20 protein-coding genes and 1 pseudogene are annotated in these 25133 nt (G+C 35.2%); 9 read left to right on the plus strand and 12 right to left on the minus strand.

Annotated features, from left to right (window positions below; all coding sequences use genetic code 11):
* The 3 genes and pseudogenes from araD to F5ESL0225_RS00175 form a co-directional block, all read left to right on the plus strand.
* Positions 1 to 140 (plus strand): annotated as a pseudogene (gene araD / locus F5ESL0225_RS00165) (L-ribulose-5-phosphate 4-epimerase); the annotation flags it as partial.
* A gap of 206 nt (positions 141 to 346) precedes the next feature.
* A complete protein-coding gene (gene celB / locus F5ESL0225_RS00170) occupies positions 347 to 1660 on the plus strand; it encodes a PTS cellobiose transporter subunit IIC (RefSeq protein ID WP_122021099.1) in 1314 nt (437 codons plus the stop codon).
* A 28-nt stretch (positions 1661 to 1688) separates the two neighbouring features.
* Positions 1689 to 2405: a MurR/RpiR family transcriptional regulator gene (locus tag F5ESL0225_RS00175; RefSeq protein ID WP_122021100.1), complete on the plus strand. Its 717-nt coding sequence runs from the start codon at positions 1689 to 1691 to the stop codon at positions 2403 to 2405.
* A gap of 72 nt (positions 2406 to 2477) precedes the next feature.
* Here the strand turns inward: F5ESL0225_RS00175 and treC are convergent, their stop codons facing one another.
* Positions 2478 to 4133, minus strand: coding sequence for an alpha,alpha-phosphotrehalase (treC, locus tag F5ESL0225_RS00180; protein ID WP_122047620.1), 1656 nt, complete (start codon positions 4131 to 4133; stop codon positions 2478 to 2480).
* Complete coding sequence (treR, locus tag F5ESL0225_RS00185; protein ID WP_122021102.1) at positions 4130 to 4861, minus strand: trehalose operon repressor; 732 nt, start codon at positions 4859 to 4861, stop codon at positions 4130 to 4132. Before treR ends, treC begins: the two co-directional genes overlap by 4 nt.
* 205 nt (positions 4862 to 5066) lie before the next feature.
* On the opposite strand from treR, the gene F5ESL0225_RS00190 reads away from it, so the two are divergent.
* Entirely contained in the window at positions 5067 to 7031 is a 1965-nt protein-coding gene (locus tag F5ESL0225_RS00190) for a glucose PTS transporter subunit IIA (RefSeq protein ID WP_122047621.1), read from the plus strand.
* Positions 7032 to 7152: 121 nt separating this feature from the next.
* Here the strand turns inward: F5ESL0225_RS00190 and F5ESL0225_RS00195 are convergent, their stop codons facing one another.
* From F5ESL0225_RS00195 to F5ESL0225_RS00210, 4 genes are all read right to left on the minus strand, one after another.
* Positions 7153 to 7842: a carboxymuconolactone decarboxylase family protein gene (locus F5ESL0225_RS00195; protein WP_122047622.1), complete on the minus strand. Its 690-nt coding sequence runs from the start codon at positions 7840 to 7842 to the stop codon at positions 7153 to 7155.
* 106 nt (positions 7843 to 7948) lie between these two features.
* The gene (locus F5ESL0225_RS00200) at positions 7949 to 8830 is read right to left on the minus strand and encodes a LysR family transcriptional regulator (protein ID WP_122021105.1); all 882 of its coding nucleotides are present in this window, start codon (positions 8828 to 8830) and stop codon (positions 7949 to 7951) included.
* 106 nt (positions 8831 to 8936) lie between these two features.
* Entirely contained in the window at positions 8937 to 9806 is an 870-nt protein-coding gene (locus F5ESL0225_RS00205; RefSeq protein ID WP_122047623.1) for an alpha/beta hydrolase, read from the minus strand.
* The gene (locus F5ESL0225_RS00210) at positions 9793 to 11565 is read right to left on the minus strand and encodes a 1-deoxy-D-xylulose-5-phosphate synthase (protein ID WP_122047624.1); all 1773 of its coding nucleotides are present in this window, start codon (positions 11563 to 11565) and stop codon (positions 9793 to 9795) included. Before F5ESL0225_RS00210 ends, F5ESL0225_RS00205 begins: the two co-directional genes overlap by 14 nt.
* A gap of 153 nt (positions 11566 to 11718) precedes the next feature.
* On the opposite strand from F5ESL0225_RS00210, the gene F5ESL0225_RS00215 reads away from it, so the two are divergent.
* Positions 11719 to 12582, plus strand: coding sequence for an NAD(P)-dependent oxidoreductase (locus F5ESL0225_RS00215; protein WP_122021108.1), 864 nt, complete (start codon positions 11719 to 11721; stop codon positions 12580 to 12582).
* A gap of 100 nt (positions 12583 to 12682) precedes the next feature.
* On the opposite strand, the gene F5ESL0225_RS00220 is transcribed toward F5ESL0225_RS00215, so the two are convergent.
* The 4 genes from F5ESL0225_RS00220 to nrdJ are packed head-to-tail and all read right to left on the minus strand — an operon-like array spanning position 12683 to position 16388.
* Positions 12683 to 13219: a cob(I)yrinic acid a,c-diamide adenosyltransferase gene (locus F5ESL0225_RS00220; RefSeq protein ID WP_122021109.1), complete on the minus strand. Its 537-nt coding sequence runs from the start codon at positions 13217 to 13219 to the stop codon at positions 12683 to 12685.
* On the minus strand, positions 13216 to 13731 hold the full coding sequence (locus F5ESL0225_RS00225) for an ECF transporter S component (RefSeq protein WP_122021110.1): 516 nt from the start codon (positions 13729 to 13731) through the stop codon (positions 13216 to 13218). The genes F5ESL0225_RS00220 and F5ESL0225_RS00225 overlap by 4 nt, the downstream gene beginning before the upstream one ends.
* On the minus strand, positions 13731 to 14117 hold the full coding sequence (locus tag F5ESL0225_RS00230; RefSeq protein ID WP_122024306.1) for a DUF4430 domain-containing protein: 387 nt from the start codon (positions 14115 to 14117) through the stop codon (positions 13731 to 13733). Before F5ESL0225_RS00230 ends, F5ESL0225_RS00225 begins: the two co-directional genes overlap by 1 nt.
* 36 nt (positions 14118 to 14153) lie before the next feature.
* Positions 14154 to 16388: a ribonucleoside-triphosphate reductase, adenosylcobalamin-dependent gene (gene nrdJ / locus F5ESL0225_RS00235; RefSeq protein ID WP_122047625.1), complete on the minus strand. Its 2235-nt coding sequence runs from the start codon at positions 16386 to 16388 to the stop codon at positions 14154 to 14156.
* Between the two features lie 417 nt (positions 16389 to 16805).
* On the opposite strand from nrdJ, the gene F5ESL0225_RS00240 reads away from it, so the two are divergent.
* Positions 16806 to 17501, plus strand: coding sequence for a YjjG family noncanonical pyrimidine nucleotidase (locus F5ESL0225_RS00240; protein ID WP_122021113.1), 696 nt, complete (start codon positions 16806 to 16808; stop codon positions 17499 to 17501).
* 142 nt (positions 17502 to 17643) lie between these two features.
* A complete protein-coding gene (locus F5ESL0225_RS00245) occupies positions 17644 to 18408 on the plus strand; it encodes a pyrroline-5-carboxylate reductase (protein ID WP_158592368.1) in 765 nt (254 codons plus the stop codon).
* Positions 18409 to 18513: 105 nt separating this feature from the next.
* On the opposite strand, the gene F5ESL0225_RS00250 is transcribed toward F5ESL0225_RS00245, so the two are convergent.
* Positions 18514 to 19524 carry a D-2-hydroxyacid dehydrogenase gene (locus tag F5ESL0225_RS00250; RefSeq protein WP_122021115.1) on the minus strand — a complete coding sequence of 337 codons (1011 nt, stop codon included), beginning with the start codon at positions 19522 to 19524 and terminating at the stop codon, positions 18514 to 18516.
* A 333-nt stretch (positions 19525 to 19857) separates the two neighbouring features.
* On the opposite strand from F5ESL0225_RS00250, the gene F5ESL0225_RS00255 reads away from it, so the two are divergent.
* A complete protein-coding gene (locus F5ESL0225_RS00255) occupies positions 19858 to 20685 on the plus strand; it encodes an exodeoxyribonuclease III (protein WP_122024309.1) in 828 nt (275 codons plus the stop codon).
* Between the two features lie 75 nt (positions 20686 to 20760).
* Positions 20761 to 23604 (plus strand): DEAD/DEAH box helicase, encoded by a 2844-nt coding sequence (locus tag F5ESL0225_RS00260; protein ID WP_122047626.1) that lies wholly within the window; start codon positions 20761 to 20763, stop codon positions 23602 to 23604.
* A 50-nt stretch (positions 23605 to 23654) separates the two neighbouring features.
* On the opposite strand, the gene F5ESL0225_RS00265 is transcribed toward F5ESL0225_RS00260, so the two are convergent.
* The gene (locus F5ESL0225_RS00265; protein ID WP_122024311.1) at positions 23655 to 24719 is read right to left on the minus strand and encodes a serine hydrolase; all 1065 of its coding nucleotides are present in this window, start codon (positions 24717 to 24719) and stop codon (positions 23655 to 23657) included.
* Positions 24720 to 25133: the final 414 nt, after the last annotated feature.

Below are 25133 nucleotides of genomic sequence, written 5' to 3' on the forward strand. Positions count from 1 at the left end.
ACCACACCCTTATGTTAACTAGAGCAGATAGTCATGTGCCCCAGTATTTATTAGATAAGCATTACTATCGAAAGCATGGTCAAGGAGCGTATTACGGGCAAAATAATGCCCAGTCGCAGACCCATGCGAAAAGAAAATAACTTGTTGTACTAGCATAACTGGCTTTAGAAGTACTCAAACCACGGCAGTAATTAAAAATTATGCCGTGGTTATTTATTTTCTTTTTGTTATTTATTGAAACATGTTTCTAAAAAACAATTGACTTTAAGAAACAAAATGATAATATATTATTTGTAAGCGATTCCTTAATTGCGAAGAAAATGAAATATGATTAGGAGTATGTAAAATGGCAGAGAAAAACAAAAATAATTTTCTTACCGAAAAACTAATGCCGTTATTCAATAAAATTTCTAGTGCTAGGCACATGGTCGCCTTGCGTGATGGAATGACTGCGGCAGTGCCAATGATTATCATTGGATCAATTTTCATGATTATCGGACAATTCCCTATTAAAGGGTATTTGGATTTCATGGCCCACGTTTTTGGTCCTAATTGGGCTACGGTTGTGCAGTATGTAACCAATGCCTCATTTAATATTATGGGCTTAATTGCTGTTGCGGGTATTTCTTATAACTTAGCTAAAAGCTATCAAGGAATTGATCCATTTTCAGCAATGATTGTGGCAATAGCAGCGTTCATTTTAACTATTCCCATGCAGATTGGTAAAGATGGTGGCTTGTTGATTCCATTGAAACAATTTGATTCATCGGGTTTGTTTACTGCATTATTAGTAGGATTATTTGTAACTGATTTATATGTGTGGTTAATGCATAAAAACTTAGTCTTCAAAATGCCCGAAACTGTCCCACCTGCAGTTAGTAGTTCATTTGCAGCTTTATTCCCGGGAGCAATTTCACTATTTGTAGTTTGGTTAGTTCGAATTGGTGTTGAAGCTACGCCAATGAAGAGCATACCTAATGTGATTACATTCTTCTTACAAAATCCAATGAGTAAGGTGACTAATACTCTTGGTGGTGCATTAGTTATTGAATTAGTAATTTGTCTACTTTGGTTTTTTGGTATCCATGGTGCTAATGCCATTTCAGGGGTAGTAGATCCTATTTTGTATGCTGCTTTAGCTGCTAATGCATCAGCTCTTAAAGCGCATGAAGCTATTCCCAATATTATTACAAAAACTTTCTTTGACAACTTTGTTCATATTGGTGGTTGTGGTGCAACCCTGGGATTTGTTATTTTAATGGCTTTCTTTGCCAAAGATAAAGAAATGAAGGCAATGGGTAAGCTGTCAATTGGTCCAGCGATTTTTAATATTAATGAGCCGGTTATTTTTGGTGTACCAATCGTTTTGAATTACCAAATTGTGCTACCATTCATCTTAGCACCAATGGCTAATGTCATAACAACTTACACAGCTATGAAGATGGGGTGGGTCGCTAAAACAATTGGAATTTATCCGCCTTGGACAACTCCACCAATCTTATCAGGAATTCTTTCAACAGGGCATATTTCGGGTGGAATTATGCAATTATTCAACTTAGTAATGGATACAATGATTTACTATTTCTTCTTTAGAAGTATGGATCGGACTAAGTTGAAAGCTGAACAAGAACTAGAACAAGCTAAAGAATCAGCTAAGTAATGAATTAAAAGTGAATCGGGAATAAGTAGTGCAATCTAAACGAAAACTGACCGTAACGCAATTAAAAATTTATAATTATATTGTAGCCAATAAACAAAAGGTAAAAGAGATTACTTTGCGTGAATTAGCTAATAATTTACAGGTCTCACCCGCTTCGGTAGTGCGCACGTTAAATGCTTTAGGATATGGCCACTATTATGATTTGCAAAATGCAATTAAAGCTGAAAATAAGCGTAATCAGGTAGTCGATGATATTACCTATCAAGCACAATACTATTTTTCACAAGATGTTTTGCCTAATTATGAGCAAAAAATTACTAAATTTAAGCGTATTGCTCAAAAAACAAAAGAGTTTATCTTTTTTGGCATTGGCACTTCAGGGGATTTATGTGATTATGGTGCGCGTCAATTTGTCAATAATGGGCGTAGTGCCTTTGCTATAGGAGATCCTTATTATCCGGTCAATTTATGTCGTGATTCGTATCAAGAAAAGACAGTTATTGTTCTGTCGGTTAGCGGTGAGGGACAACCTACAATTGATCAAGTGAATAACTTTCGCCAGTTAGGCGCGACGATTGTTAGTATTACGAATGAAGCAGATAATACAATTGCGCACGTATCAGATCTTAATTTTACTTATCATTTAGAATATAAAATTATTGGCCAAACGATTAACTTAACTACCCAAGTTCCAGTAGTTTATTTACTTGAACGTTTGTCACGGGCTTTGCAAAAAGATAAATAATTAAGATAAAAATTTTAAAAATACAAATTAAAAGCGTTGAGCATTAGGCTCAGCGCTTTTTAACTACTTCGATTATTTCACTAAAAGAGCCAGTGCTTCGTAGGGCTTGAGATTTACAACGCTAGGCACAACTTTTAACTGTTTGCTGTAATTACTGATTAAAGTTTCAGCTGGCAGTTTTTGGTAATGTTGGGGAAGTTGATAGGAAACAGGATTAGCATAAAAATTATTGATAACTAACAAGGCCTGACCATTATATTTACGGCAATAAGCATAAACTTGTGGGTGATTTAAATCAATTGGTTGGTAACTGCCATTAGCTATGATTGGATAAGTTTTTCGTAGCTGAATCAGCTTTTGATAATATGGGAAAATTTCACCATGGTCTAATTCAGCTGCAACATTAATTTGCGCTTGGTCTTGTGGTTTTAACCATGGTGTACCCGTGGTAAAACCGGCCTTTTGCGAATCATCCCAGTGCATAGGCGACCGACTATTATCACGGGACTTAGCTTGAATAATGGCGAGAGCCTTTTGCCCATCTAATCCTTTTTTTAGTAGTTCTTGATAGGCATTTTTGGTTTCAATATCAACGTAATCGGTAATACTTTGGTAGTTGGGGTTAATCATGCCAATTTCTTCGCCTTGATAAATATAAGGTGTTCCGCGTAGTAGATGCAATACCGTGGCTAACATTTCGGCCGATTTGGCGCGGTAGTGTTTGGAATCGCCAAAGCGACTTAAGGCCCATGGTTGATCGTGATTGTTCCAAAAAAGTGCATTCCACCCACCCCCATTACTCATGCCAACTTGCCAGTCATTGAGTAATTGTTTTAACTTTTGAAAATCGAAAGGAATTTTAGTCCATTTTTGGCCATCTTGATAATCAACTTTTAAGTGATGAAAGGTAAAGACCATGGATAATTCATGATTATCTTTTTTGGTGTATGCAATAGAATTAGCAATATCAGTTGAGGACATTTCTCCCACAGTTACTGTTTCAAGATCACGCCCAAAAGTATTTTTATTCATTTCTTGCAAGTATTGATGAACAATTGGTTGATCAGTATATAGTACCTTACTATCAATTTTAGCTGGTGCATCTGCCAAAGTTTCATCTTTGCCAATTACATTAATTACATCGAAACGAAAACCTTTGACTCCCTTAGCGCGCCAAAAATTAATAACTTTAAATAATTCTTTTCTTACTTCAGGATTATGCCAGTTTAGGTCAGCTTGCGACTTGTCGTATAAATGTAAGTAATATTTACCAGTATTACCAAAGGGTGCCCAAGCTGGGCCACCAAATTTCGAACGCCAATTATTAGGCAAACTACCATCGGCTTTAGGCTGGCGCAGATAAAAGAAATTTTGATAATATTGATCGCCAGCTAGAGCTTTTTGAAACCATTGGTGGTTAGTTGAACAATGATTGAAAACCATATCTAGCATTACCTCGATATGATTTTGCCTTAGCTGGGTGATTAATTCATCAAAATCGGCCATTGTTCCAAATAAAGGGTCAATAGCATAGTAATCTGCAATATCATAGCCATTATCATTTTGTGGTGAAACGAAAAATGGATTAAACCAAATCATGTCGATGTTTAATTGCTTAAGGTAGGGGATTTTTTGAATAATTCCGCGCAAATCTCCAATTCCATCGCCATTGCTGTCATAAAAAGATTTGGGATAAATTTGATAAATAACTTTATCTGCTAAACTCATAAAATAAAACCTCCATGTTCTGTTTTTCTGCGAGCAAAGTCAATAAATTTAAATTTGTCAGGGCGATGACTAGCAACTGTATATTGAAAAAAAGACGTATCTTTTAAATAGGTTAAACTGCGCACCACCACTACTAAGTTAGTATCAGTTAGCTGCAGTTGGTTGATAATTTTGTTACTGGCCGGTTCGACAGTAATTGCTTTGGTAGCGTAATCAATTGCTAACCCTAGTTCTTGTTCAAAATAAGAATATAGTGAATTCTCTGCTACTTGTTTTGAAAGCTGAGGAACATATTTTTTTAAAATATAGTCTTCGTCAATTACAATTGGCTCATGATTGACCGAACGTAGGCGACCAATATAAGTAGCGGCAGTATCAGTTAAATTGAGTTCTTGGCTGATGTTAATTGGCAAGTGCGAATCATGTAGGGCTAAAACCCTAGTTGTGGCATGCATTTGTTCCTGCTGATTTAGTTCATCAAAAGAAGTAATATTTGAAATAGGAAAGCTAAAACGTGCGTTACTTAAGACAATAGAGCCTTTACCTTTGATTTTTTGAATTAACCCCGCCAACATTAATTCGTTTAATGCTTTTCTTATTGTTTCACGTGAAACGTGATATAAGGCTGTTAAATTAGGTTCGCTAGGTAAGAAACTACCAGGAATATATGAGCCATGTTTAATTTTTTTGGTTAAATCAGCAGCAATTTGTAAATATTTAGCTGACATTATTTCAATCCACCTTTTTTACTTTTATCATATTTTTATTAATTGTTTTACAAGCAATAAGCCATAAAGCTATGGGTACAAAGTTATGCTATATCAATATCATAAACATATTATTGACACTTGTCTATACAAGTTATATAATCATTTTGAAAGCGATAACATTTATTGTTTGAGCAAGCAATAAATGATTTATGGGGGTTACATTATGAATAATAATATCACTTTATTATCACCTGTCACTGGGGAAGTTATTGAGCTTGCTCATGTCAATGACCCAGTTTTTTCACAAAAGACGCTCGGTGAAGGCTTTGCAGTTGTTCCTAATACGAATACGATTATTGCGCCAGTAGATGGAAAAGTAGTAATGCTTGCTGAAACTAAACATGCAATTGGATTGAGGACTGATAGTGGGATTGAACTTTTACTTCATTTGGGTATTGATACGGTTGAACTTGGGGGTAAACCATTTGCTTTAAAAGTTAAAACAAGCGACAAAGTTAAGGCTGGTCAGCCAATTGCAACAGTTGATTTGGCAGCGATTAAAGCAGCCCATAAGGACAATACAATTATTGTCGCCATTACTAATAGTGCTCAAGTTTTAGGAACTATTACTGTCCAAACGGGCATGATAGGTGCGGGTGAAGCTGCAGCAATTGTTAGCTTGAAGCAAGAAACAAGTGCTCATACTGCACCCAGTGCAGAACCACAGGTAAGAGTAATTGCACGGCAAGTGCTAGCAGCTGTTGGCGGAGCTGATAACATTAAAAGTGTGATTCATTGTTTTACGCGGCTACGCTTTACTTTAAAGGATGATAGTATTCCTAATGACGCGCAGGTCAAACAAATTAGGGGGGTGCTAGATGTAGCACGTGCTAATGATCAATATCAGGTTGTAATTGGTCAAACGGTTGAGGATGTTTATGATGAATTAATTGCTTTACTTGGGTTCAATCCTTCTTTACAAAAAGAAACACTAAATAATGAAGTTACTACTGGCGTAGGTAATAAGCTTAAACAAGCTTTCTTCAAAATGATTGGAGTGATTACTGGGTCAATGATGCCGGTAATTGGCTTGTTAGCTGCTAGTGGTATGCTAAAAGGAATTCTTAATATTTTAACTAACTTCGGTCATATGTCGACTACAACCTCTACTTATACTATTATTAATGCCATGGGGGATGCGGCTTTTTACTTTTTGCCAATCATTGTGGGGTTTACTGCTGCTCAAAAGCTGGGCTCTAATCCGGTGATAGTTTCTTTAATTGGTGGTTTTCTGATTTATCCCGAATTAGTAAAAATTTTTGCTAGTGGCAAATATACTTATTATCTTGCCGGAGTAGGTATTAATGCAAATTTCTTTGGTATTCCTATTCATATTCCTCAATATACTTATTCAATTTTTCCGATGATTTTTGCAGCTTGGATGGCAGCTAAAATCGAACCTTGGATTAAGAAATGGATGCCAGTAACTTTAAGACAAATTTTCACCCCTTTAATTGAAATTTTTTTAGTTGGTATGACGGTTTTAGTCATTGTTGGACCAGTAATTTCATTTATTTCCGAGGGAATAGCTAGCACTTTACAATGGTTGTTAACAGTTAATAGTGCTTTGTCGGGGTTAATTATTGGTGGACTCTATCAGGTCCTAGTTATTTTTGGGTTACATTGGGCGGTGATTCCGCTAATTGCTAATGATATTGCCGCTAATGGACATAGTGTTTTAAATGGTATTATTTCCGTTACTATGGTCGCTCAAGGTGCTGGCGCTTTAGCAGTTTGGGTTAAGACAAAGCATAACCCAGATTTAAAAGGATTATCTTTAAGTGCAGCTATTTCTGCAGCAGTTGGTATTACCGAACCTGCCATGTATGGTGTCAACTTAAAATATGGTCGAGTCTTCTTAACTTCAAGTATAGGCGCAGCTATTGGCGGATTAGTTAATGGACTATTGAAAGTTGATATGTACGGTTTTACTGGTAGCTTGATTGGTTTTCCATCATTTGTAGCAAAAGCTGGTCAAGGTAATCCAAATAACTTACTGTATTTTTGGCTTGTTGCAATAGTAACAATAGTTGCTGCCTTTAGTCTAACGTATTTCTTTGGTTATCAAGAAACTGATAGTTATAATCCTAAAGATGCGCCAGAAAAAAAGAATATAGTAAATTTATAACAAAAAGACACTATGCTATTTGCGTAGTGTCTTTTTATATCTTAATTATTTGCAAATATTTCAATTGTTTCTTCGACTTCTAGCTTGTAATGCTTTGATTACTGTTCAGTAATTCTCGTAATTATTTAGTTATTAATTCTTGGGCAACTTGATGTATAATCTGGATGCTATTAATGACAAATGGGAAACCGACATATGGTAAAAGTTGGATAACTGACCAAATCAATTCACTTTCGCTATTGCCAGCTTTCAAACTACCTCTAGCATGGGCTTTAATTTGAAAGCTAACGTTTAGTGTAATTAAAGCTAGTAATTCATAGCGTTCCCGGTTGCGGACGGGTAAAGTTTCACGGTTATAGAAATCATTGAAAAAATGCTGTGTTAGAGCTTCAGGAATAAAATCACCAGCTTTATCTGGTAAGTCCTGGAGTAGCTTTTTGATTTCCGTACCATAAATTTCATCTTGCATTTTTGCCCCAAAATTTTTATCGGGCTGGAGCTGTGGTTGGACTGGGGTCAACTGCTGTTGCTCAAAAACTGCTTGCATAATGGTTAAGGCTTGTTTAACTTTTAATTGCCCCAGCACAGGTGTTAGTTGATAAACAGTTTCTAACAAAATTTCAGGTTGAACATGGGCCGCTAAAGCTTGCTCAACTAGTTCAGTTAGTGAAGAAGTTACTCCTTGGGTAATGCTAGCAATAATTGGAATTAACACACGATCCTGTTTTAAATGAGCACGGCAATGTTGATTGACATCTGTTATAAATGGAGTAATTAACTGTTCATATTGCGCTAAAATATTTTTTTTCATAGTAGTATCTCCTTTATTTTAGGCAGATTTTAAGTTATTTAGTCAATTATGTAAAATACTTATTGAATATGATTAGCAATAATATTTTGTTATAGTTATCTGCTTACTAACTTTTGAAAATTGAAGCCTTTAATCGTTTTAAAAATAGTTCAGCTACAGGGGAAAGATTAACTTCGCGTTTCCAGACTACTTTAATTGTTTGATACATTTTGGGCGCTAATTTTTTGAAAGTTAATTTTGCCCCTGGTTCAATGTTGAGTAGATTATCTAAAGTAACCATTAAGGCAGTATGATTTTTAACCAGCAAAGTACCATTAAAATTCAAATTATATGTGCCAATGAAATTAACGCAATCTTGATAATTGCCCAACCAATTTTGAAATATTTGTAGGTTGTCTGATTGTTGCGAATTTAAAATTGAGCGTCCAATTAAATCTTGGGGGCTAATTTCTGTCTTCTGGGCTAAGGGGTCATCCGTTGTCATCAGTATTCCCCAAGTATCTTTTTCTGGTAAAGTTAGTGAAGCATAGTTATTTACCGGGATATCACCAATAATAATGGCAAAGTCAGCTGTTCCATTATTTAACTTACATTCTGCATAGCTGTAATCACCGCTTAATAAGTGTAATTTAACTGCTGGATATTCTGTAATAATTTGACTAATTATATTCATAATCCGCTGCATGCCCAAGCTTTCTCCCGCAGCAATTGTTAAGTCACCACCGATAAAGGCTGAGGCAGTTAAATTACTTTTAGTTTTGGCAGTTAAAGCCAAGATTTCTGTGGCTTGACTTAGTAAGTATTGTCCTGCTGGAGTTAAAGATAAGTGATGTTTTTGGCGATTAAATAAATTTACGCCAAGTTCTTGCTCTAAATCACTAATTTGTCTTGATAAGGCGGGCTGAGAAATTAGTAATTTTTTAGCGGCACGAGTCATATTGCCTTCTTGAGCGATAGCTACGAAATAATTTAAAACTCTTAATTCCATAATTATTGGTCCATTCTGCTTATTAATTTCAGTTTAAAATAATTATACTGTATATTAAAAACAGCTTCTATCATTAAGATAGAAACTGTTTTTTATTATCATAAAGCTATTTTGGCCAAAGAAAATTAATCAATAGCTGATTGACCTTCTGATTTTCATGTAGTTGGCTATGTTGCCCCGTTTTACCATAGATTTCTTGTTCTTGATATGACCCAGCTTGCTTACTAACTAAATAGCGGTATGAACGGGTAGAATTAACATCAACTGCCCCATCGTTTCCTTTACCAGTATTACCGTAAATATTTAGAACGCCTGCTGTTTTAGGAAAGCTTTTTCTTAAAGTTAACAATCCCCGATAACTTGCAGCCATTTTTTGGGGAGAGCCGTCTTGATTTAGAACTGTATGTTTTGGTGCTCCGATTTCACCAATATAACCGTTGTAATGCCCAGCAATGGAGACTTGTTTGTTTAATTTAGGCAGATTAGTATTGCTTAAATTATTGCGTAAAAAGTAAGCAATTTGTAAATTACCCATCGAATGTCCTACTAAATTTATTTTTTTAAAATGGTACTTTTTTTGTAAAGCAAGAATAATATCTTTGACGTAGTTGCTACTTTTACTCAAAGATAAAGATTGGTTAGTTGCATAAGGTGAGACACTCTTATTATTTTGAAAATTAGCTTCAATAATCGGATTTTTAGCGTTTTGTTTAATTGTTCCAATTAAACTTACTTTACCATCGGGGCTAACATCAGCACGAATGACTGCATTAGAAGCACCACTTTTTTTGGCAGCTGAGACCATATTTTCTTCGGCATGATAACTGCTGCCCCACCCATGAACAAAGAGAGTAGGGGTTGCAATTGGAATAATGGTCGCTCTTTCTGACTGATAATTACGCCTGCTAAATAGCAAAAGAGGAATTAACAAGATGATAATTACCAGTGTAAGCATGATGGTCTTATTTCTTTTCATTTGTTGAAGCGCTTAAGTTGTTCTTTAAATCGCTAATAATTTGCTCGACTGTTAAATGATTTTCTTGATAAATTTTAGCAAGTGGAGTTTGATCAGTGTAGATTCGTTTTTGCCCATAATTAAGTACTTTAACATTTTGCTTACCAAGATAAGCTGCTATTTTTTGTCCAAAACCACCATCTAAAATATTATCTTCTAAAGTAATAATTAGCCGGTGAGTAGCAGCAAGGTGGTCTAAAGTTGGTTGGTCTAAAATATTGGCAGAAATTGGATTAACCAGGGTAGCTCCTAACCGCTCAGCAACTTGCTGACCTAATGAATAAAAATCACCTAAAGCTAATATGGCAATATTTTTACCAGCTTTAACTTGATATTTTATTTGACTGTAATCGCTTAAAAGTGATTCAGTTGATCCGTTAGGTACAATATTTGTTGGCATTTTAAGCGCTACTGGCTGTTTCTTTTGCTTAATTGCCCATTCTAGCATAGCTTTTTCTTCAGTTAGAGTTGTAGGGGCTAGATAAATCCAATTTGGCAAGTTGCTAATCATTACTTGGTCAAAAATTCCTAAGTGGGTCTTTGATTCTGCAGAAATTCCGCCCCCAGCAACTAGCATTACAACTGGTAAATTGTTTGCAGCCACATCGTGAGATAGTTGATCAAAGGCTCGTTGCAAAAAAGTTGAGTTTTCAAATAAAACAGGGGTGCCGCCTTCTTTTGCAAAGCCAGCGGCAAAGGCAACCGATTCTTGTTCTGCAATACCAACATCGATGTAATTTTTAGGGAAATCATGCTTAATTTCATCTAGGCCAAATACCCCAGGAATTGCGGCATTGATAGCCATAATTTTTTGTCCTTGAGTAATTTGTTTCTTAATAGTCTCAATTGCAACTGTTTTGGCAGTTGGCTTTGTATCAGCTAATTTGATTGGCTGATCAGTTTTAAGATCAAAGGGCATTACCCAGTGGTGGGCTTCCTCATCCTTAAGTGCAGGGGCATAACCCATTCCTTTAACGGTATTAATATGTAAAAGAATAGGATGATCAATATCTTTAACTGCTTTGAAGGCAGTAATCATATCTTGAACATTGTTACCATTTGCGACATAGCGATAATCAAAACCCATGGCTGTAAAAGGATTTTCTGGTGTTTTTCCATTAGATGTCCGTAATTTTGCTAATGCAGTAACTAAACCGCCAACGTTTTCGTCAATAGACCATTGATTATCGTTTACAACAACGACTAAGTTATGTGGCTCAACAGCCGCGTTGTTTAATCCTTCGAAGGCTAAGCCACCAGTTAGTGAGCCATCACCAATTAAAGCCATGATATTTTCGTGTCCACCTATCAAGTCCCGGGCTTTCGCCATACCAGTGGCTAAGGCAATAGAAGTAGAAGTATGACCTATTGCATAGTAATCATACTCACTTTCGTCTGGGTTGGAATATGGGGTGACGTCTTCATAATGGGCCGGGTCAAGCCAAGCTGTAGCACGGCCAGTTAACATTTTATGGGGGTAGGTTTGATGTGAAACGTCCCACACAATTTTGTCTTTTGGAGCATCAAAAACGAAGTGGTAAGCAATTGTTGCTTCCACAATTCCTAAATCTGGGCCGAGGTGTCCACCTTCTGCTGCATCTTTTTCTAAAATCAAAGTTCTGATTTCAGTTGCTAGTTGTTCCATTTCAGGTAAAGTCAATTTTTTTAAATCTTGCGGATTATTAATTTTATTTAGTAAATAGTCATTGTGCATTTTCATAATGCTTGCCTCCTTAAACTATATTTATTATAAAATTGATTTAACTAAGTATAAAATACTTTATTTTAATTATTTGTAATAAGTTTAAGTAATAACTTAAAACTGTGGCAAAATTATAATTAACTATATTTGGCATAAAGGAGGATAAGTATAATGAAAATTGGATTTATTGGAACAGGTGTGATGGGGAATGCAATTTGTCTTAACTTACTAAAAGCGGGGCACCAACTTTTTGTTTATAATCGTAGCAAAAGCAAAACTGATAATTTAGTTGAACAAGGTGCTGTATGGTGTTCAAGTGCGCGGGTAGTTACTAAAAAGGCAGATTTAATTTTTACAATGTTGGGTTTTCCAACTGATGTGGAAGAAGTATATTTTGGCAGTAATGGTATTTTTGAAGAAATAGTGCAGGATAAATATATAGTTGATTTAACTACTTCAAAACCAAAACTTGCGCAAAAAATTTTTACTACAGGTGTAAAGAATGGCGCTAAGATATTGGATGCACCAGTTTCTGGTGGCGATCTTGGTGCCAAAAATGGTACGTTAACCATTATGGTTGGTGGCGATAAAGACGCTTTTAGAGCTTTACAACCTGTTTTTAATGATTTTGGCAAAGCTGTTCACTATTTTGGGCCCGCAGGATCAGGTCAAAATACTAAAATGGCTAATCAAATTATGATTGCTGGAACCATGACGGGAATGACAGAGATGTTTGTCTATGCTAAAGAAGCTGGGCTTGACTTAGCCACTGTGCTAGAAACAGTGAGTGGTGGAAGTGCGGCTAATTGGAGTCTTAGCAATTATGGTCCACGAATTTTACAAGGTGACTATACGCCTGGATTTTTCAGTAAACATTTTCTGAAAGATTTGCGGATTGCACTAGAAACTGCTGCGGAAATGAATTTAAGTTTACCGGCAACAACTGAAGCTAAAAGGCTCTACGAAGTTTTGGTTGATAAACAACATTTGGGTGATTTGGGTACGCAAAGTTTAATTAAACTATGGTGGCAGTAAGAGTAATTTTTTGGTAAAGTCTTAAACGAACAAAGCAGGGCAGCGATTATTAATCGCCGTCCTGCTTTTAAATTAATATTTATACTTAAAAAGTGGGATATTACTGCTTGCTGGGGATGTCTTGCTTTCCGTCTAAAAAATTGGCATACCTTCCCAGAACAAATATGTAGTCAGATAAACGATTTAAATATTGCAAACAAGCAGGTGCTAATTTTTGTTCTTCATTTAACTGGACCATTGTTCGTTCAGCACGGCGGGCAATGGTTCGAGCATAATGTAAATTAGCGGCTGTAATCGAGCCACCCGGTAGAATAAATTCTGTTAATGCTGGTAGCAGGGAAGTTAGCCGATCAATCTCTTGTTCAAGTTCTTTAACTTCCTTTAAAGTGATTTTAGACCGTCTTTTGACGACAATATCTCCTTGTAATAGATAAAGCGTGCGTTGTAAATTTTGGATAAGCTCCCGTAATTGACTACAGTTGGTGGATAAATTAGCTATTACAACTCCGAAATAAGACTGAAGTTCATCGACTTCACCAATAGTAGCTATTTGCAAGTCATATTTTGGCACCATTTTACCAGTAACTTGTTTAGTGAAGCCTTGGTCACCAGTTTTTGTATATATTTTCAATGTCATATTTTTCTCCTTTGGAAGTGATTAAGCGCAAGACAGAGTGGTTTATATAAAACTGGATAAAAAGCTAAATTACCAATTGCATGGTAAGTATCGAAAGTAAGACTGCTAGCCCAATATGCTAAGAAGGCAGGAATACCTCCATAAATTGACATGCCTAAGTCAACCCAAAAGCCATATTCCCAACCTAAAAAGGTAGCAAGAATTAACTGTAAAGTTAGATGGTCTTTTAAAGGTGTTAATTTACTAAGTAGTGCAACAGTTAGGATACATGCGCCATAGGCAAAAATTTGAGGAATAGTCCATAAACCGAAACCTAAGTAAATATTTGAAATTACCATGGTTAAGACTGCAAGTGTCAAGCCAAAGCTAATACTAAGATTCAAAGTCACAATCATTAAAATATCAGTTACGGGTTGAACATTAGGTATAGGAATAATTTTAAAAAGCCTTAGGGATACACACATTGCTGTTAAAACGGCCATTAAGGCTATTTTTTTAGTTGAGTTAAGCATTAATTCATTTTGGCTAAAGTAAATTTAACTTTATCGTGGTTATTTACTTTTTGTTCCGCAGCTCCCTTATTAGCAAATTTACCATTAATTGTATAAGTCCAATAAATTTGCTTGTGAGTATCTTGACTTTTACCATCTATTGCAGTGATAAAGCCATTTGTGCTCTTAACTCGCCAAGCTTTTTTAAGACCAGACATCACTGTTGCATGTTTAGAGAGTTTAACCTTTTTGTTTTTTATATTTTTTTTGTTTACATTAAGTGTATAAGCTACGGTAATTTTATTACTAGGCTTAGCCATAACTTCTTGGCTAGTCTGATTGCCTGTAAGAGAAAAAGTAAAAATAGTTGCTATTCCAGCAAGAACTGCTAATTTGTTTTTTTTCATAATAAATTCTCCTAAATTATATAATTCTAATTTGATTTATTTGACTGGACAAGACCCTGATTCACAATCAGTTTGATCAATTAATTCCAAATTTTTTTGGTCATTGTTTTGCTTGGCAAAGACTGTAGCAACATCGGCAATAATTGAGGCTTTTCTTTTTTTATATGTTTCTTTATCAATTGGCTCTTTTGGAGCTTGTTTCAATGAACCACCATAGTAGGGCAAAAGAGAGGTTGATTTAATAATATGGCGGTACTGGTTGAATAAAGATGTAATTTGCTTACCTTCATCATTTTGGAAGGTAATGGTGCAGCTTACAGCATTATCGGACCAATATGTTTGTAAGAAAGCTTGTGTTGCGAATTGCTCAGCAATTGAAACCGTGCCAGCAGAGGCAAAATTTTCACTATCTGCATGTGCAGCTCGTAGTGGGAATTCAACACAAACTGTATTTGGTGTGTAAACATCTGGTTCTGAATAATAACCACATTCAGCGAGGGCTTTAAGAAGCGGGTCAGACGCTTGGAAACGAATTCGTTGAATTAAGTAGCCTGCATAGTGAAAGTGCATACCTTCAGAAGCACCAGCAAGTTTTGCTACCGTTCCTGATGGTTTGACTGTAGTGTGTTTAATTGAAGGATTACATCCTAAAGCTTGGCTATATTCATTGTCTGCATCCACAACCGCTTGGTATGCGTTAGAAACCATTTCAATTCCTTTCGGATCATAAATCGGTACTTGAATTTTAGCTCCAGTTTCGTGATCGCTCTCTTCTTTAAAACCAGTGACAACACGGTGCCCTAAATCATTCAATAACCAATCTTGAATGCCTGACATAGATACGCCAATACGACGATTTTTATAAATTATTTCCCGGGATATAGCCCAATCGTAAGTACTGAATGTAACACGTTTGGTATAGCGGGTGGCTAATCTAAACACATCTTTTAAATTCCAATTTTGTTGTTCAGCAATGTAAGGAAAAACTTCAAATAAATTACAAGGCTCACCATTAGCAAGAGAAATTTCACCACAAGGATTGGTTCCTTCTACTGCACCATCAACGTCTTTTTGGTATCCATCTATAATTCGACCATAGTTTTGAGATAAGTCCAAATTCACAATGCCTGGTTCGCCATTTTCTTTAATACCGTTGGCAATCGGTTCGTAATTGGTAAACGCAGCATCAATTGCTACACTATTATTTGATGCCCAACGGTGGTGATAGAGCTTATCTTGGTCTTGTTTCATAGTGATAAATGCTTGGTCTGTATTAGAACCTAATGCTAACTCAGCTGATCGTCTAACGTTACCAGCAACAACTGTTTTGCCAATTAAGTTACAAATATCTGTTGCATCAACTGAACTGATTTTGCGGTTTGAACATGTATTGATGATTTTGTTAATGTCGAAAAGCATTTCAACTAACGGCATTGGCCCAGAAGCTGTACCACCAAAACCATTGATTTTTGTTCCATAAGGACGAATATTACTGATATCAATGACTAATTTAGTCTTGTGCTCAGGATTTGTTTGATTAAAATGCATATCTATTAATCTGGCATTGGCTAAGACCCAGCCCTCTCGTGTGTCGGGCACTTCAAAATAGATGCAGTCATTTGGAGTACTATTTTGTTTAGACCACTTTTTTTTATCAATTGCACCAAGTTTAATTGTATCAGTATAAGAATCACTATCTTGATCAATAATAATTGTTAAATCAATGTTATTGTCGACTTGGAGTATTTTTTTTATGTTATCTTGAGTAACTGAGAATCCCACACCACCCCCTTTCATTAGTTGATCAAATAGAAAAGAAAAGGGCATTGAAACTGCTACCTGTTCTTTTTTTAAATAATCGGGCAAAATATGGCTGGCACCATAAGCTTGAGGACGAATAGCAATAAACCAACAGTTATTCAAGGAATCGCCATTGCGTTTTTGATAGTCAGTACCAGAAACCCAAAGATTGCGACCAGATGGAGTAGCAGCAAGGCCATAAATCATTTTGAATAGTTCTTGAGCTTCAGTGGTTAACTCATTAAATAATTTATCTGAAGGTGAGTCCTTTAAGCGGGGATCAAGATTGATATTACCTTCCACAACTCTTTTAACGGTTTCATCCCAATTTTCAGAACGATTTTTTTCTGGTAGCCACCGGGCATAAGTCCGTTTGTAAGTAACCCAGCCTAATTCGCCCCAATGGGGGGTAATATTTTGTTTCACTCGGTCAATATAGGCTTGACTTAAAGTTATGGTTGAATTTTTCATAATAAAAATGACTCCTAGATATAAATTTTGTTTCACAACTACATCATGTATGGTTATATAAAAAATGATACCACAACATGTTGTGTATGCAATAAAAAATTAGCAAATAAAAAAATAACGCCAGTCTTTTATGTGCGAGTAAGAAATACTAAGTTTTAAAAATAAATAGCAAAGAAAAAAGCACAATAAATTAAAAATTGTGCTTACCTAATGACTTGAAGTGGTAAAGAAAAACTACAAAGAATAATCTTTTAAATAGACTAACTATGCTAAGGCGATTTAATAAAGGTAAGCCAACTTAAAGTGTGTTAGCATAATACTGGATTAAACATGTTAAATGACTTTGTCCGCTAATTTTAATAAAATAGATAGTAAACAGATTAATTTATATATTAATAGCAATAAGGAGAGATTTATTTGCGATTTAAACAAATAATTTTTGATGTTGATGATACTTTAATTGATTTTGCTGCTACAGAACATTATGCTTTACGTAGTCTTTTTAATGCCCATCATTGGAAATTAACTACGGCGTTGCAACAGCGTTATAACAGTTACAATCAAGGTCTTTGGCGCCAGTTAGAACAAGGAAAGATCACCTACGACCAGCTCAGTGAAATGGTTTTTCATAACTTTCTCAAAGATAACCTACAAATTAATGTTGATGGTCTATTAATTATGCAAGAGTACCGCAGTTATTTTAGTGAATCTCATCAGTTGTTGCCAGGTGTTATAGATACACTTAGATTTGCTCAAAAAAAAGGTTACCAGTTAGCAGTTCTGAGTAATGGCGAAAGCTTTATGCAAGAACATCGACTTGCATTGGCAGGAATAAAAAATTATTTTTCCTTAATTGTTACTTCTCAAGCAGCTGGTTTTGCTAAGCCAGACAAACGTATTTTTGATTATTTTTTCAATTTATCTTCAATCGGACCTGCTGAAACAATTTTTTTTGGTGATGGTTTGCAGTCAGATATTTTAGGTGCAGAAAATTATGGCTTTAATAGTATTTGGTATAACCATCGGCACCGAAAAAATAATATGAATTTGCATCCCCTGTATGAAGTAAAAAATTATCCCCAATTCGTTAAGCTACTTAAAAATGATTTATAAATTAAGTTGCTAGGTGCTTAGTTAATTAATGATTTCGGTATAATAAAGTGAAGTGTTATTAATGTGACAGTGGTTGGCTGATTTTCAAGAAAATTAGTGTTAATTGCTGATGCTACTCTTTAAACAATTGAAGGTGATTGAAATGAAAATTGGATTTATTGGAACTGGTAAAATTGGTACTGCTATTGTTCAGGGACTACTACAAGCTAAAACTGCTAGTGAGGATATTTATATTTATGACGGTGGGCACGCATCTGCACAAAAACTGGCAACTAGATATGGGTTACAGTTAGTAGATACGTATAATGAATTTGAACCCTGTGAAGCAGTAATTGTAGCAGTAGGTGGTTCAGCAATTGATAATATTTTTATAAAACTAGGACAAGTTTATCATGGCATAATTATTTCAACTGGTGGTGGCGATTTAAAAAAGGTTAAGCAGCTGATTTCAGCAGATGCAACTTTTGTCAAAGTTGTTCCTAACACACCAGTTAAAATTGGTCGGGGTATCACAGTAATTAGCTTTCTTTCTGAGGAAAAACAAGAAGTAATCGAACTAACTAAAAATATTTTTGCTTGCATGGGTGATGTCTATGTTGTTCCTGAAAATAAGTTAGGAATTTATGGCACAATTGCTGGGTGTACGCCAGCCTATGTTGATTTATTAATCCAAGCCCTAAGTGATGCTGCAGTAGAAAATGGTGTTAAGCGGACGGATTCCTATGAAATAATTGAAAAAATGCTAATTGGTACAGCTCAATTAGCTCTTGATACAAAAAAATTACCAGAAGAATTAAAAAATGAAGTAACAACGCCAGGTGGTTCAACCATAAAAGGAGTTAATAAGCTAGAAGAATTAGGTTTTCGTGGTGCTTTAATCCAGGCAACTAACGCTTCAGCTAATTAATGGGTATGATAATAATAAAAAATAAATGCAAAAAGCACCGAAATAAATCGGTGCTTTTTGTAAAGTTATAGCATGTGTTTAAGTAGAATAAATTAATTTGTGAAATTAAAATTCTTTATTTAAATCAACTGGTGTATCAGCTGGTTCACCCTTAATTAATTTTAAGTTGTTATCAAAAGCATTAATAACCATATTGCGAACAGCATGAGTAGTGTAAAAAGCAGTGTGTGGGGTTACCAAAACATTTGGTCGGTCAATCAAGTCGGCAAGACGCTTGTCAGGTAATTCTTTATTGGTGAAATCACTATTGAAAATACCAACTTCACCTTCGTAAGTATCCATTGCAAAACCGAAAATTTTACCAGAATCTAATCCACGAACGATAGCATCGGTGTCAACTAAAGGACCACGAGATACATTAATGATAACAACATCATCTTTCATCTTTTGAATAGAATCATCGTTAATCATATGGATGTTTTCTGGAACGTCAGGGACATGAAGTGAGATGACATCTGCTTGTGCATATAATTCATCTAAACTATCAACGTAATAACCCTTTTCTTCTAAGATGGGGTTCTTAAATAAGTCATAAGCAATGACTTTAGCACCAAAGCCTTCCATGATTTGCATGAATACTTGGCCAATGTGTCCCGTACCAATAACACCGACAGTTTGGTCCCGTACTTCACGACCGATTGTTGGTGCCCAACGGAAGTCATGTTTAGCAAGTTTTTCATCCATTGCCTTATCTTGGCGTAAGATTCTAGCAGCTTGAATAGCAGCATGTTCAGCAATAGCATCAGGTGAATATACTGGAACATTGGTTAATTTAAATCCAAGTTCTTTAGCTTTTTTTAAGTCAATGTTGTCAATTCCAACGTTACGAATTGACCAATTGTGAATACCAAGCTTATCTAAAGCTTCGATAGTGTCCGCTTTGTAATCTAATTGTTGGTAAGTAACAACACCATCAGCTCCTTGAGCCAATTGAGCAGTTTCAGGGGTCAACAGTTGATCTGTAAAATCAACAGTAATGTCGGGATGGGCTGCTTGCCATTCGTGAACATATGGTTCCTCATCTTTACGGATAGCGTAAGCATAAATTTTAGTCATAAAATCTAACCTCCATAGATTATCATTATTCTCTCTTGTGCTATTATACACTTGTAATGATTGAATTAAAAATATAAACTTGTGAAGAATCTTACTTTTATTATAACCTGCTATTAAAGCAATCGCTTACATTATTAATGAGATAGGATTAAACTAAGTAAATAAATGTACAGTATTTTTTGACTAAAGTCGTGAAATAATGAGCAGCTTTTTTGTGGCTTGAATTAGGTTAGAATTTTATAATTTTATTTTGCATGAGTAAGTGCTGCAAGATAACAAGACAATCTTAAAAAATATATAATGGGTAAGCAAGATACAACAAAGGAGAAATAAATGATTTTAATTTCGTGGAATATTGATTCGTTAAATGCAGCTTTGACGGGAACATCATCACGCGCTGAAGCAACCCGGCAGGTTTTAGTAAAAATATACGAGCATAAGCCGGATATTATTGCCCTTCAAGAAACTAAGTTGCGCTCGACAGGTCCAACTAAAAAGCACCAAGAAATCTTAGCAAAAAATTTTCCTGAATATGAAATTGTTTGGCGTTCGGCCCAAGAGCCAGCTCGTAAAAGTTATGCGGGGACAATGTATTTATATAAGAAGGAACTTAAACCATTAGCAACTTTTCCTAGAATTGGCGCACCTGAGCCAATGGACGATGAAGGTAGAATTATTACTTTAGAATTTCCTAAATATTTTGTTACCCAAGTTTATACACCAAATTCTGGCAGTGGTTTAAAGCGTCTAAGTGAGCGGCAAAGTTGGGATAAGAAGTATTGCGATTATTTGAAAAAACTAGATCAAGAGAAACCTGTCTTGGCTAGTGGAGATTATAATTGTGCTCATAAAGAAATTGATTTGAAACATCCAGATAATAATCATCATTCAGCAGGTTTTACAGATGAAGAGCGGCAAGGTTTTACGAAATTACTTGAAGCTGGTTTTGTAGATACATTTAGAAAAGTAAATGGCGATATTGAAGGAATTTATTCTTGGTGGGCCCAAAGAGTGAAGACCGCCAAGCAAAATAATTCTGGTTGGCGAATTGATTATTGGATAACTAGTGAGCGAATTGCGGATAAGGTTAAACGTTCTGAGATGATTGATACTGGGCTTAGAGCAGACCATTGTCCGATTTTACTTGAAATTGATATTTAAAAGATAAATAAAGAGAAATCCAAAAAAGTTAGATTTCTCTTTATTTTATATAAAATGGTGCTGAGGCAATATTGAATGAATGATACACTACAAGATGCAATTCTTAATGGTCTATATGATTTATCTTATCCAGGACATGAAATTGTAGGTCCTAAGCTGTTAACAAATACAAAACATGAAAATATTTGGTTAACTTTGCGTTATGAACTTATGCATTGTAAAAACTTTACTTGGGCAGTTGCGTTTATTACGCAAGATATGCTAGTTCCCTTTAAAGTGATAATGGCAGACTTAGCGCAACAAGGTATTTCAGGAACTTTAATTACCGGTGATTATTTAAATTTTAATGATCCGCGCGTTTTTCACGAATTATTAAAGATCGATAACTTATCAGTTAAAATAGCACCCAAAAATGGGTTTCATGTTAAGGGCTATTTTTTTGAGCACGATGACTGGCAAACTATGATAATCGGCAGTGCCAATTTTACTAGATCAGCCTTGCTTAGTAATTATGAGTGGGCGCTAAAGGTCAGTGCGAAAGAAAATGCGACCTTAACTAAGCAAATTAATAAGCAACTTGAGACTTTAAAAAAAGTTAGTCAAGAGCTGACTAGTTCATGGCTGCAAACATATGAACAAAGTTGGGTGCGCCCCCAAATAAAACGGCAAACAAAAAGCCAACTACCTATTTCTCAGGAAATAGTTCCCAATCAGATGCAAAAAGCTGCTTTAAAGCAATTACGTCAATTAATTGCTCGTGGTCAGTCACGCGGTTTAATAGTATCTGCTACAGGTACTGGTAAAACTTATTTAGGAGCATTTGCGGTAAAGGCTTTTAAGCCACAAAAATTTATTTACGTTGTTCATCGTGAGCAAATAGCACGAAATGCCTTAGCTAGCTTTTATCAAGTAATTGGTGGAGCCAAAACCGATTATGGCTTATTGACCGGAAATAAACATGAATTGAATCGTAAATATATATTTGCGACGGTACAAACTTTAAGTCAATCTAAAGTTTTAGCGGAATTGAGTCAGACCGAATTTGATTATATTCTAATTGATGAAGCACATCGCTCTGCAGCTCCAAGTTATCAGCGTATTTTCAAAAAATTTAAGCCTAAATTTTGGCTAGGTATGACGGCTACGCCTGAGCGAATGGATAATCAAGATGTTTATCAGTTATTTGATTACAATTTGGCTTATGAGATTCGCTTACGGGATGCTTTAAAGGAACAGATGCTGACACCATTTCATTATGTTGGAGTTGCTGATTATGAAGTCGATAATGAGGTGATTGATGAAACAGCTAATTTGCGCTATTTATTAGCACCAAAACGAGTGGATTATGTCTTACAACAACTTGATTATTATGGCTATTGTGGTAATAGAGCTAAGGGACTTGTCTTTTGTAGTAGACAAGAAGAAGCACGTGAATTAGCCCAGGCTTTTTCTGCCAAGGGCCATCCTGCAGTTGCCTTAACTAATCAAGATAGTGAAAAAAGGCGACAAGAAGTAGTTGAACAGCTTGAACAAGGTAAGCTTGACTATATTATAACAGTTGATCTTTTTAATGAAGGGATTGATATTCCAGCTCTTAATCAAATTGTGATGTTACGTAACACACAGTCAAGTATTGTTTTTATTCAGCAACTTGGTAGGGGATTACGTAAATATGCTGGGAAGGACTATGTAACGGTAATTGATTTTATTGGTAACTATAAAAATAATTATTTAATTCCAATTGCCTTAAATCAAGATAACAGCCGAGATATCGATCAAGTACGTAAGGAGACTATCTTACCTGGATTTATTGATGTTTCAACTATTAATTTTAGCCAAATTGCATCGACTAAAATTTTGGCTTCGCTTGACAAAATTAAACTTGATAGCGTTAAAGAATTAAGGCAATCTTATCAAGAATTAAAAGAAAAAATTGGTCGTGTGCCCTTGCTTTTTGATTTTGTTAACTATGGTTCAACTTCTCCTGAGGTATTTGCTAATCATACTGGTTTTCAAAATTATGCTCAATTTTTGGTTAAAATGGGAGAATCAGTTAAATTAACTGAATTTGAGCATGCGATCTTGTCTTTTTTAACCAAAGAACTTTTAAATGGTAAAAGACCGCATGAACTCTTACTACTGCAAGCCTTACTAACAAAAGAACATATCAGTCATAGGGAATTTGAAAATATATTAAAAAGATTTGGTACATATTGTAACGAAGCAGTTTTAAAGTCGGTATTGGCTATTTTATCATTAGATTTTTTTGACGTTAAGCAAAGGCAGACAACCAAGAAGGCCCAATATGGTGGTCAATCACTAATACAACAGGATGACTTACTTAATTATCTTTTAGCACCAAAATTGAGCCAGGCTTTGCAGAACAATCATATATTTAAGCAATTATTTACTGATGTAGTTAATACGGGGCTAAAAATTAACCAACGCTATAATAAGCAAGAACAATTTACACTTTATCAGCAATATGAGCGCAAGGATGTATGTCGTTTGCTTGATTGGCCTAAAGATGTTTCTGCACCAATGTATGGCTATCGTGTAGATAAAAAAGAAACTCCGATTTTTATTACCTATGAAAAGGATTCATCTCAAAAGCGTAATGCGTTATATCATAACACATTAGAAGATGGTCAAACTTTGCGTTGGTATACTAGGGCACCACGGCACATAAATTCGGATGAAGTTAAAAGATTACTTAATACACCGAAGATGAAACTACATTTGTTTGTGAAAAAAAGTGATGCTATAGGCAAGAAATTTTTTTATTTAGGTCAAGCTGATATACAAAAGAAAACCGTTAAAGAAGAACTTTTGGGTCCGAAAAAAAAGGCAGTAGTTGGTATGAATTTACGGCTACAACATCCTTTAGAAAGTAAAATGTATCAACTACTATTTGAATAATAAAAAAGCTTCTATGAATTATAGAAGCTTTTTATTGTGTAGCGCTGATTTTAGCGAGGAACAAACGTATTAGGTTTAATATGCTGCAATATTTCATATCCTACTGCTTTTTGGTCATTTTTATTATCATCAGTTTGGTTTAAAAACATGATAATTCCATTTTGATTATCGGTTGTCAACTGCACCCAAGTGCCAAAATGCATAGCTGCAATACTACCATATGCTAATTTGAGTGAATCGTTATTTTGTAAATACATTCCACCAGAGTAATCTGTGACCTTACTCTTTAAATGTGTTAGATAATAAAAATCATTCTTATTCAGGATCTTTCCATTGCAAAGACCAGCCTGGATTTGATAATATTCGCTGGGACTAGTAAATAGATTACCTGCTCCAGGAATTTGTGAAGCAAGGGACTGCTTAATGTAGGCGGGACTTTGATAGTTTTTACTTCCATTTGAATAATAAGAAATTGGGTCAGTTTTGTCATTGGGGATGTTTTGGTACAAATAAGTATTTTTCAAGCCTAAGGTATCCACGATGCGATTTTGAAAATTTTCTTCGTAAGATTTACCTGTGACCTGTCTAATTATTCCTGTCAGCAAAATAAAGTTGCTATTGTTGTAATGGTAGCTACCAACTAAATCGGAAGAAGTTGCATTAATATTGTTAACAATCCAGTTAATTGCATTAGCTTCTGAATATACATAGCCTCGGTTTATTTCAGTTCCGGTAGCTTTAATACCAGAGGTATGGGTCAATAGATTACCGACCGAAATTTGGTTAGCGTTTTTTAGATTGGGATACCAACGTGAAATCTTAGTGTACTGGTTAAATGCTTTATTAGTATTTTTGGTCTCATTCATAAGTTGAATTATGATTGCTCCAGTAATCACTTTTTGTAGCGAGGCCGTCGGGTATGTTACATTGCTTTTACCGTTGCCAATGCGCTTACCATACCAAGCATAACCATAACTAATTGTTTGGGGCTGCCCATCTTTTACTACAGTAACCGAACCACGGACATGGTGCCTTTTTAAAGTTTCTCTGACAAAATTAGACATTTCTTCATTATCATTAGTGCTAGTTGATGAAGTTGCAGCTTCAACTGGCATTGCTTTTGTACTAATTGCAGTAGAAGTACCTATAGTTAATGCTGCAATAGTTGTTAAAATTTTATGTTTCACAATATTAAACTTCTCCTTTAAACTATTATTTGTATTATAAAACGATAACTGCAACAAAGATATGTGAAAAAGATTAAGTTTATTTAACGATTTGATTTCTAAGCTATTGGCTAAAAAATATATGATCACAATCAAAAATATAGGGACAAACATAAATATTATCTCATGTAACTATTGGCTATAAATAAAGGTGTTAACGTATACAATTTAGTTGGCTTGAAAAAAATCATAAAAAAGGGTTGCAAAAACCAAAAAAGGTTGCTAATATAAATAACTGTCGTCAGGGCAAAGCCAGTAAGGCAAAGGCAAGGCGGCAAAAAAGATATAAAAAACCAGTTGACA

This window comes from Lactobacillus sp. ESL0225 (assembly GCF_003692905.1).
Taxonomy (GTDB): domain Bacteria; phylum Bacillota; class Bacilli; order Lactobacillales; family Lactobacillaceae; genus Lactobacillus; species Lactobacillus bombicola.